Here is a 305-nt window from a genome sequence, read left to right as displayed (position 1 = left end):
CCACACCCTGTCGAGTGCAGTACCATCGGCGCAGGTGGCCTTAGCTTCCGGGTTCGGAATGGGACCGGGCGTTTCCCCACCGCTATAGCCGCCGTAACTCTATGAAACTATGCACCGCGGTGGAGCGGAATCCCTTACCCCTCAAGGGGGTTCCCGGGGGAAGCCCCCGGGGAAATTCCTCTCAACACACGGCAGTGTGTTGTTTCAGATACTGCACAGTGGACGCGTAGCTTCTTTGTTGGTAAGTCCTCGGCCTATTAGTACCAGTCACCTACACCCGTTACCGGGCTTCCAGTTCTGGCCTA

At 58.4% G+C, this 305-nt stretch carries 1 rRNA gene; it reads right to left on the bottom strand.

Annotated features, from left to right (window positions below):
* Window positions 1-96 (bottom strand): 5S ribosomal RNA (gene rrf / locus ACAM49_RS40405); the annotation flags it as partial.
* Window positions 97-305 lie beyond the last annotated feature (209 nt).

It is taken from the genome of Nocardia sp. JMUB6875 (genome assembly GCF_041154655.1).
GTDB lineage: Bacteria > Actinomycetota > Actinomycetes > Mycobacteriales > Mycobacteriaceae > Nocardia.
The sequence above is the reverse complement of the archived record's forward strand: the minus strand, read 5'-3'. Positions and strand labels throughout refer to the sequence as shown.